Source organism: Vibrio sp. 10N.222.48.A3, from assembly GCF_041475345.1.
Classification (GTDB): Bacteria; Pseudomonadota; Gammaproteobacteria; order Enterobacterales; family Vibrionaceae; genus Vibrio; species Vibrio tasmaniensis_A.
This window is the reverse complement of record NZ_JBFRVX010000842.1, coordinates 1-9,680: the sequence shown is the minus strand read 5'-3', so window position 1 is coordinate 9,680 and position 9,680 is coordinate 1. Positions and strand designations below refer to the sequence as shown.

Genomic DNA, 9,680 nt, shown 5'->3' with positions numbered 1-9,680 from the left:
CTTATACAGTGATTTAAAAGGCGCCTCTTGTTGCTACGCTGACAGCAATAAGCCAAATAGTCATACTCGCGAAGTTGATCGTTTCTTAAACGAAATTAAACCTTACAAAGAACAATGCCTTTCCTCAAGCTACCTAAATTGAATTTATTTTCTAAAAAATAGACACATTAGAGATTATTTTTCCATAATAAATTGCAATTAGAGATAAAAAGACAAAATTTTTCTCCGACGACCTCCTTATACTGTGCCACGTCATTAAGGCGCCACAAGCCGATGATTTAAAATAATTATTAATGAGTAGTCACCATGAATTCGAAGTCGCTAACTATCTTGCTTTTTGTCTCTGTTTGCCTAATTTGGGGAACCACTTGGTTCGCAATGGAAGTGGCATTGCATTCTATCCCACCAATTTTTGCTACTGCATTGCGCTTTTTACTCGCAGCACCTCTGCTTGCGGTATTAGCGAAAGTCTTCAACCAGCCACTGCTGTTTCCTAAAGGCAAGCGTCAATGGTTGCTGATTGTTGCGCTGATGTACTTTGCGATTCCATTTACTTTGATGATCTATGGCGAGCAATACATCTCTTCTGGTCTAGCGTCGATCATCTTCGCTAACATGCCGGTCGCTGTGATGTTGATGTCAGGCCTATTCCTAGGCCTACGATTGGCTAAGCACCAAATATTTGGTTTGGCTACCGCTGTTGTAAGCTTATGTTTGATCCTCGGTAATGAAATGCAGATGGGTGGCGATGACTACCTAGTTGGTACCGTTTGCTTAGGTCTTGCTGTGGCAATACACGCTGTTATGTATGTGTTAGTTCAAAAGCACTGTAAAGGCATCGAAGTACTGACGTACAACGCAGTCCCAAGTCTGATCGCTTCTCTATTCTTATTCGCCGTTTCGGCGATAGGTGAAAACGTGAATGTTGAATCCTTCACTTGGGATTCAATCTCAGCGGTAGTTTACCTAGGCTTTGTGGCGAGTGTTGGCGGCATTGTTGCCTACTTTAAACTCGGACAAGTTTCGACGCCGTTCCAAGCGTCTATCTGCTTCCTGATTTTCCCTGTGGTTGCACTACTGATCTCTTGCTACATCAATGGAGAAGTGCTGTCTGAACAGTCACTGGTGATGATGATTCCTCTGCTTTGTGGCATCTTATTGACTAAGGCACCAAAAGGAATCTTCAAGTTACGTGGTGAATTAAAAACCGCAAGAAACTAATCCTACTGAAAGCTAACTAGATATTTCCATCTAGTACATACAAAAAAGATCCAATATCACTATTGGAGCTTTTTATTAGTCTTTATCGAGAGTTAGCGCCAGCTAAACATTCGCACTTCATTGCCCTCTTCGGGCTTCTTGGGGATGTTTAAAGACAACGCCAAAGATACCGCCGCCATCGCAGCACCTATGTAGAAAACCGTTGCAGGGGACGACAACCAAATCACCCCAAATACGACCGGAATAACAACCGCTGCAATATGGTTGATGGTGAAAGAGACACCTGCGGTTGATGCCATGTCGGCAGGATCGGCGATTTTCTGGAAGTAGGTTTTGATCGCTAATGCGAGTGCAAAGAACAGATGGTCAACAACATACAGCGCCGCCGCCCATTCCGCGCTTTGTACTAAACCATAACCGACAAACACACCAATCAAACCAACATACTCGAAGATCAGGGCCTTGCGCTCTCCAACCACACCGATAAATCGACCAATACGTTTTGCGAATAAGAAATTAAACAGGTAATTAATTAAGAACAGTAGCGTTACGTCAGCAGCCGAGTAACCAAACTTCTCTACCATCAGAAAGCCAGCAAATACCGTGAAGATCTGTCTTCTCGCGCCACTCATAAAGGTGAGCGCGTAGTAGAGCCAGTAACGCTTTCTCAGCACCAATTTCTTATTTTGTTGAGTCTTGGTTTGAAACTCAGGAAAACCAAAGGTCATCACCAAAACTAGAATAAATCCAATACCGCCAGTAATGCCGTACACCCAAGCAAAATCGAGCTTCAGCTGTTCTAACATCACCCAGATTGAGCCATAAGTAATTAACGAGGCCAACGCGCCAACAGAGATCATTTTACCCAGCATCTCAGGGGCCTCTTCTTTACTCAGCCATTGGAGTGACAAAGACTGCTTGAGCGTTTCAAAATAGTGAAAACCCGTCGACATCAAAATGGTGGTCAGCAGTAGGCCAGTGAGTGAAGGAAACAAACCGGTAATCGCCGTACCGACAGTGAGCATCGCCAGCGATATCAACATGAAGCGTTGCTCGCGAATGAACGCCAACACAAACACCACGGTAAAGGCCAAAAAGCCAGGGATCTCACGAACACTTTGCAATAAACCAATATCCGCACCATCAAAATTCGCTTTCTCAATAACGAAGTTATTAAGCAGCGCCATCCAGCTCGAAAACGCGATAGGGACAACAATTGAAATCAGTAATAAGAAGTTTTGCGGCGTTTTCCAGCTCGCGGTTTTATCGAACATTGACGGACTCCTGTTCGTCTAATTGGTTAAGCACTCGTAAGGTTAGTTGCTCGGTATACGGGTTGATCTTCCAATGATCAGGGCTCCAACCTTTAACAAAACGTTGAAAATCAGCCCATGCCACGTAAAACATTGGTCGCCATGCGGCTTCAACATCATCGAACGAAAGGTGTGGTTGATAGTGCATGAGTGCCGCTTTCAAGTATCGAAAGTAAGCCTCCAAGATCTCTGATTCAAGCTCTGCACAGTCTTGCGGCCTCACAGCACTACTCATGAACAAGGCCACATCTTTCATCGCACAACCACGCCCAACGTATTGGAAATCAACGGCAGCAGCGCGCTCACTGTCTAAATCAAAGCAGAAGTTGGCGAGCTTGGCGTCACCATGTACCAAGGTTTGATATGGGCACGTCCTTAATAGATTATCAATGTGCTGCGCTTGGCTCTTAAGCGATAAATCAGCCAATGCGTTTAACTCGTCAGGCCGCGTGTCTAAATGCCAATATGTGCCGACTTGCCACAATGAAGCTGAATGTTCTTGATCTACATTGATGTGCTTTGCGTGAAAGTTAGCGAGCCATTTAAGGCAAGCATCGCGTTGGTTTTGCTCTTCTAGTGTGTAACCAGACGCCAGATCAGACTGAGTATCTTGGATTGCTGAATCATCAAAAGCAGCAAGCACATCAAACTGAGAAGTTAACGGAAAACCGATTTCGGCCAAGTCTTGCATCACAATCAGCCACTCGTGCTCTTGTAACTCACATTGCAGCCCTACAGGTACAGGGCAACGCTCATCCCACTGTTGGGTAAACGACTGATACCACGCGGTCTCAACTTGGTAAGAGTGCACCTTTCGTTGATGAGAAAGTTTGGTATTCCAACCCTTTGGGTGTTCTGCTTTATCTGGCAATGCGACATGTTTAACAATCACACTGTTGAATGAAGAACGCCTGTCTTTAGAAAAAACCAAACGAACTAATTCACCATACCCGCCCCATAGGCTTTGAATCACCTGGACATCAAACCCTTGATGACAACCCAGTGAGGCCGCTATTTTTTGATAAAGCTCATTTTGATAAAACTTTTGTTGATAAAGCTCTGGCTGATTTTGACTTGAATTCGCTATCGGTTGAGCGATATTTTTTGACGATATTGATTGAGACATATACTCGTTACTATGCTTTATCGGATAAAAGGTGTGCCCACTGTGGCTGCCTATTCATATAGTGAATCACATAGCTACAAATCGGTACAATTTTAAAACCTGCTTGTTCAATTTCAGTCAGTACCGACTCCATCATCACCTTACCGAAGCCCTTACCTTGAAGCTCATCAGGAATACGTGTCGATGTGATATGTAGTACATCTCCATCCTTTTGATACTTAACAACCGCGAACTGGTTGGGTGCTAGCTCAACTGTGATCTGGTTCGCATCTTGATCCCATTTTGTTGCCTGCATTCTCAACTCCTGAAAATAATTGATACGACAAACAATAAAAATTTGAAGTATTCATTCCTTGTAATAGACTAACTCAAGCTTATACAAATAGAACTAAGTACTTACAAACAAAGTAAATAACTCTGTGCCATCGGCTTAATAACGAATCAATAAAGATAAAGGCACTCTATAAATCTATGTGAGTACATCTACCTAGTCTATGTAATTGCACTTAATTTATGTAATTGCACCTGCTAAATCTAGCACGTATTTGCCCCTTAATAGCAAGTTACCAATATAACAAACAGACGCATGTTGGCGCATGGAGAACATATAATGAACGCACCACTGAAGAAGCCTTTGGAGCATAATCAGGCACTTCAAGATCCTCGTAACCGCACCGTTTCTACATTAAATAGCACCGATGCACTGGCCATGATAGAGCACGGCAGTGAACTAACATTAAATGTATCGACTCCAGTTGGTACTAAGTTTCTCGCCACCACCAAATTTATCGGTACACACAGTGATAACTGCATTGTGGTTGAGGTTCCCGACGTATCCAACGATGATCTGAGCTTTTTCTTTCAAGAAGGTTTTTGGATGACAGCTCGTGCGTACTCTCTGCGAGGAGAAGGCGCTCTTATCCACTTTAAAAGCCAAATTCACCATAGGATTGGAGATCCCTTCCCTATACTTGTGCTTTCAACACCAAGCTCGATGCAAGTAACCCAACTGCGTAAAGAGACACGCTACGAGGTGAACTTAGCTTCCAGAATCATCTTCAACGATCAACGAGCAAACTGTGAGATTAGAGACTTATCGAAAAGTGGTTGTCGTTTTGTTACTTCACCGACTTCTCGTGCGATTCAAATTGCCGATCGAGTCTCTATTGAAGTTACACCTGAGAACTACAATGGCCCACTAATACCGCCATTGAAAGGCATTATCTGTAATCTCCAAAAATCAACGCATTACGCTCGATACGGGGTAGAATTTGATGATATTGGCCGCTCTAATGCCAAGCACTTGTTGGCGAAGCTGAAGTTCGATGGCACCAAGCTCTGTTTGCGAAATAGGTAAAGTCATTTAGCACATTGCTTTCACCGAATACCGTAAGCAGACCAGATACAGACGACTCAATAGCGAGCAAAGTCGCAATCAAAAAAAGCCATCGATTTTTATGTCGATGGCTTTTTAGTTTTGTCTATCTGTCTAACTTTCAAATACTTATCTAATTAAAAAGCTAGCTGGGTTTATAGATATTAGACTATTTACGCAGTGCGTTCAGTTTAGCTTGAGCGATACCAAAGATAGTATCGATTGGATAGCTCCCCTCGTCACTCGCCTCACCGGCGGCTTTGCCTGTAAACAGCTCAATCGCTTCAGTCACATGGTCGATAGCCCAAATATTAAACTCGCCCTTTTCAACCGCTTTTACGATGTCATTACGCAGCATCAGGTTGTGAACATTTGAACGTGGGATGATCACCCCTTGCTCATTTGAACGTCCTTTGATTTCGCACACATCAAAGAAGCCTTCAATTTTCTCATTCACACCACCAATAGGCTGAGACTCACCGAACTGGTTCATCGAGCCGGTAATCGCGATGTCTTGACGGTTCGGCTGCTTAGAAAATGCAGACACCACCGCACAGAACTCAGCCATACTCGCGCTATCACCATCGACGCCACCATACGATTGTTCGAAGGTGATATTGGTAGTAAGCGGTACTTTCGCTGTCTTACCAAATACCGAAGAAAGGTAAGCCGATAAGATCATCACCCCTTTCGAGTGAATACTGCCGCCTAGATCTACGTTTCTCTCGATATCAATCACTTCACCGTCACCATAAGCCGTGGTTGCCGTGATCCGGTTCGGTGCGCCAAACATATGATCGGTTGTGCTGAGTACAGACAGCGCATTGACCTGCCCAACCGCCTGACCATCCACATGAATCAGTGTTGTACCGTTGGTGAAGGTTTCCATGACGCTGTCTTGCAGTCGCCCGACACGCATCTGTTGGTTCGATAGCGCCTGGTCGACATGCGTAGCACGAATCAGGTTCGACTTCGCTCCTTTCGCCACGTAGTTTGATTCACGAAGCAGGTTGGCAATGTGTGCCGAGTGCAGCGACAACTTACTTTGGTCACCCGCCTGACGAGAACTGTGCTCAATGATGCGAGCAATCGCTTTGCGATCACAATGCAGCATGTTGTTGTCGTGCACGATACTTGAAATGAAGCGTGCGTAATGCATTTCAGAATCCGCAGTACGCTTCATCTCATCTTCAAAATCGGCCGTCACACGGAACAATTCACCAAACTCCGCATCGTAATGTTGCAGTAGTTGATAAGTTCGATAATCACCAAACAGGATGATCTTAACGTCCAATGGAATAGGCTCAGGATCAAGTGATACCGCCCCCGTTAACGTGACCTCTTTTTCTAATGACGTGAAGCTCAATTGACGCGAACGCAGCGCGCGCTTCAAGCCTTCCCATACATAAGGTTGTTCAAGTACTTTGACCGCATCCATCAGCAAGACGCCGCCATTGGCTCTATGTAAGCTACCTGCACGAATCAAAGAGAAGTCCGTAAATACGGTGCCTTTGAACGTTGCCGTCTCGACATAACCAAACAGAGAGTGATAATTTGGATTCTCTTCCACCACGATCGGCAGAGTCTCCTCCTTCTGGCTCACAATCACGTTCACCTTGTAGCGACGTGGCATTTTCTTATCCAAAGAGGCGGTCGCAACTTCTGCTTGCTCTGTGCTCTCTTCTAAGAAAATATCTGCGTTGTCGACAATGTCTTTACGCAGTGCTGTAAGGTACTTTTTAATATCAGGATATTGGCTGTAATCTTGCTTCAACTGCTTGATGAAGTGGGTAATAACATCTCGCGCCGTATCATCATTCAACTTTTGAACTTTCTCTGTGTACGTCTCTTCAAGCTCGGTCAGTTCACGAGAAATGGTCCGCAGCCCGACTTCCAATCCATCAATGGTTTTATCGAATTGATCTTGCTCTTCTGGCGTGAGTAAGTCGAAGCTCTCTTCGGTATGAAGATCATCGCCATTCATCGCGACAAATTGGTAGTCACCCTGAGTCGTGATCGTCAGGTTAATGCCCTTATCTTTTGCTTCTTGACTGATCGCTTCTAACGCCGCTTGTTGCTTAGCGGCCAACTGATTTTTTAATCGGTCAGCGCGATTAAAGTACATCTCGTTATCGAATGCGAGTGGCATTGCTTTAAGAAGCTTACGCATCAGCTTTTCAATATCTTGCTTCAAACTGCTGCCAACACCACGAGGTAATTTCAGCACCTTAGGTGTACGAATGTCTTCAAAATTCGCGATATAGCACCAATCAAAAAGCTCCTGTACTTCTTGAGGATGTCGGTTTAGGTAGCGCAAGATCATGGTGCGTTTACCCAGACCATTTCGACCTATCGCATAAATGTTGTAACCCTTTTCCTTAATTGACATCGCGAACTCAACGGCCTTTTGTGCTCGTTCTTGCCCGACGATTTCGTCAATTGGAGCCAGTTCTTTGGTCGACTTACATGGTAGCTTATCGAGTTCCGCTACCTTATACAGCTGTTCTGTATTGAGTCTTTGCATCGCCATCGCCGCCTCCTTAGTCCTTCATTACTTGGGTGTAGATAAAATCAGTGTAGATGTAATTACCTATAAATTTAGTGACTTACGCTGCACAGCTGTTCAACTGAACAAATAACAACCAATTTACTCCGTTTTTAGCAATAACGAGAGATTTAATTCACCAACTTAGCATGTGAATGATTTTAATTTGCAATTGATAATAAATATCATTAACATTTTAGGATATTTAAAATTAAGGATGTGGACATGGAAATTGAACGCTGCTGGATGCACTACCTAAAAGCTGAACAGTTAATGGAACAAGGTCATTGGCCCGAAGCACAGCGCCTCTATAACGATGTTCTCACCTCTCTTCCTCATCACATCCAAAACGCGGCATACCAAAGTGACATCAAACCCTGCCAGTTTGCTTGCTTAATTTCAGGCCTTAGAGACGCCAGTGTCGCTCAATCAGAGATTCTCAATCGTTTAGGCCAGCACCAACAAGCCTTCGACACCTTGAACCAATCTTATGCATTGATGCAATTTATCTCTCTTGAAGGTACAGAGTTGATTCAACGTACCTTTAGGTTATTGGAAAAGCAGAGCGAAGATTTACTCAATCACCTGATCGCATTTTGCAGTGCTCAGCGCAGCTCACATTGGATGCTCGAACTAGAACAAATTCAACGCGCTCATCACCATTTTGGGCAACTTAAAACCACTTCAGAAGTTCAATCTTCACCTAATGTCTTAAATTGATAAGGATATATCATGTCGGACCGGGCCATTCTTAAAGTTAATAATCTCTCCGTTAAATTCATAACCAATGATGGAATCATTGATGCGGTAAAAAAGATTAACTTTACTCTTAATTCTAGTGAAACCTTGGCCATTGTTGGCGAATCGGGTTCAGGTAAATCTGTCTCTTCCAACGCTTTAATGCGTTTGCTTCCTGATAACGCCATCATTGATGCTCAATCGGAAATCGAATTTGAAGGTCAGTCGATACTCAAAAAGACTGAACGAGAGATGCAGTCAATTCGTGGTGACAGGATCGGAATGATCTTTCAAGAACCAATGACATCTCTCAACCCATACCTGCGCGTGGGTACACAAGTGGCGGAAGCCATTATGTGTCACCGCAATGTATCGAAATCAAAAGCAAAACAGCGTGTGCTAGAGCTCTTCAATCTTGTGCATTTACCAATGCCAGAGCAGGCTTACAACAAGTATCCGCATGAGTTTTCAGGTGGTCAATTACAGCGCATCATGATTGCGATGGCTTTGATCAACGAGCCCGATATTTTGATTGCCGACGAACCTACCACCGCATTGGATGTGACCGTACAAGCGGAAGTGCTTTCTCTTATCAAAGAAATCCAAAACAAAATGGGCATGGCAATTTTGTTCATCACCCATGACCTTGGCGTAGTAAAACATTTTGCCGACCGTGTTCTGGTGATGTGCAAAGGTGAGCTAGTTGAAGAAGGGATGACTCAAGCCTTATTCGAGAATCCAAGACACGATTACACACGCATGCTGATTAACTCGATTCCTAAAGGCGCTAAGGTTCCTGTTGAGGCGTCAGCTCCAGAACTATTATGTGCTGACGATATCCGAGTTCAATTCTTGGTTAAATCACATTTCATCAAGAGTAAAAGTCAGTATTTCGAAGCCGTAAAAGGCATTTCGTTGAATCTTAAACAAGGCGAAACGCTAGGCATTGTGGGTGAATCAGGGTCAGGTAAATCGACCCTTGGACGTGCATTAATCGGCTTGCTGCCGAGTACCGGACGTATTGTTTACAAAGGCCAAGACGTTAGCTTATTAAATGATAAAGAGCGTCACAAGCTCAAGAAAGATGTCCAAATGGTGTTCCAAGATCCTTATGGTTCTTTATCACCACGCATGACCGTTGGGGAAATCATCACCGAAGGCTTAACGGTGCATCAACCTCATCTATCCAAGCAAGAACGTTTAGAAAGAGCGCGCAAAGCATTGATTGAAGTTCGCTTAGAGCCGAATTCAATAAACCGTTATCCGCATGAGTTCTCTGGCGGACAAAGACAACGTATCGCGATTGCTCGCGCACTGATTCTAGAGCCCTCTTTCATTTTGCTGGATGAACCAACTTCGGCA

8 protein-coding genes are annotated in these 9,680 nt (G+C 44.1%); 4 read left to right on the top strand and 4 right to left on the bottom strand.

Annotated elements, in window-relative coordinates; all coding sequences use genetic code 11:
* The first annotated feature begins 306 nt into the window (after positions 1 to 306).
* Positions 307 to 1,221, top strand: coding sequence for a DMT family transporter (locus tag AB4653_RS20585; protein ID WP_102258355.1), 915 nt, complete (start codon positions 307 to 309; stop codon positions 1,219 to 1,221).
* Between the two features lie 92 nt (positions 1,222 to 1,313).
* Here the strand turns inward: AB4653_RS20585 and AB4653_RS20580 are convergent, their stop codons facing one another.
* Genes AB4653_RS20580 through AB4653_RS20570 form a run of 3 tightly spaced genes read right to left on the bottom strand, consistent with a single transcriptional unit; the run spans position 1,314 to position 3,955 of the window.
* A complete protein-coding gene (locus AB4653_RS20580) occupies positions 1,314 to 2,495 on the bottom strand; it encodes an MFS transporter (RefSeq protein ID WP_009846171.1) in 1,182 nt (393 codons plus the stop codon).
* Positions 2,485 to 3,660, bottom strand: a complete 1,176-nt coding sequence (locus tag AB4653_RS20575) for a phosphotransferase (protein WP_102258354.1) — start codon at positions 3,658 to 3,660, stop codon at positions 2,485 to 2,487. Before AB4653_RS20575 ends, AB4653_RS20580 begins: the two co-directional genes overlap by 11 nt.
* A gap of 10 nt (positions 3,661 to 3,670) precedes the next feature.
* A complete protein-coding gene (locus tag AB4653_RS20570) occupies positions 3,671 to 3,955 on the bottom strand; it encodes a GNAT family N-acetyltransferase (RefSeq protein ID WP_029223001.1) in 285 nt (94 codons plus the stop codon).
* Between the two features lie 315 nt (positions 3,956 to 4,270).
* Here AB4653_RS20570 and AB4653_RS20565 point away from each other — a divergent pair, with 315 nt between their 5' ends.
* On the top strand, positions 4,271 to 5,017 hold the full coding sequence (locus AB4653_RS20565) for a flagellar brake protein (RefSeq protein WP_009846168.1): 747 nt from the start codon (positions 4,271 to 4,273) through the stop codon (positions 5,015 to 5,017).
* Between the two features lie 187 nt (positions 5,018 to 5,204).
* On the opposite strand, the gene AB4653_RS20560 is transcribed toward AB4653_RS20565, so the two are convergent.
* The gene (locus AB4653_RS20560; protein WP_009846167.1) at positions 5,205 to 7,565 is read right to left on the bottom strand and encodes a Lon protease family protein; all 2,361 of its coding nucleotides are present in this window, start codon (positions 7,563 to 7,565) and stop codon (positions 5,205 to 5,207) included.
* A gap of 240 nt (positions 7,566 to 7,805) precedes the next feature.
* On the opposite strand from AB4653_RS20560, the gene AB4653_RS20555 reads away from it, so the two are divergent.
* Together AB4653_RS20555 and AB4653_RS20550 are read left to right on the top strand one after the other, a co-directional pair.
* Positions 7,806 to 8,300: a hypothetical protein gene (locus AB4653_RS20555; RefSeq protein WP_102258353.1), complete on the top strand. Its 495-nt coding sequence runs from the start codon at positions 7,806 to 7,808 to the stop codon at positions 8,298 to 8,300.
* A 12-nt stretch (positions 8,301 to 8,312) separates the two neighbouring features.
* A partial coding sequence (locus AB4653_RS20550) for an ABC transporter ATP-binding protein (protein WP_372105192.1) occupies positions 8,313 to 9,680 on the top strand: 1,368 nt, incomplete at its 3' end.

Coding starts and splice junctions, on each gene's coding strand:
- AB4653_RS20585 (WP_102258355.1), top strand. CDS start 307: ATGAATTCGAAGTCGCTAACTATCTTGCTTTTTGTCTCTGTTTGCCTA.
- AB4653_RS20580 (WP_009846171.1), bottom strand. CDS start 2,495: ATGTTCGATAAAACCGCGAGCTGGAAAACGCCGCAAAACTTCTTATTA.
- AB4653_RS20575 (WP_102258354.1), bottom strand. CDS start 3,660: ATGTCTCAATCAATATCGTCAAAAAATATCGCTCAACCGATAGCGAAT.
- AB4653_RS20570 (WP_029223001.1), bottom strand. CDS start 3,955: ATGCAGGCAACAAAATGGGATCAAGATGCGAACCAGATCACAGTTGAG.
- AB4653_RS20565 (WP_009846168.1), top strand. CDS start 4,271: ATGAACGCACCACTGAAGAAGCCTTTGGAGCATAATCAGGCACTTCAA.
- AB4653_RS20560 (WP_009846167.1), bottom strand. CDS start 7,565: ATGGCGATGCAAAGACTCAATACAGAACAGCTGTATAAGGTAGCGGAA.
- AB4653_RS20555 (WP_102258353.1), top strand. CDS start 7,806: ATGGAAATTGAACGCTGCTGGATGCACTACCTAAAAGCTGAACAGTTA.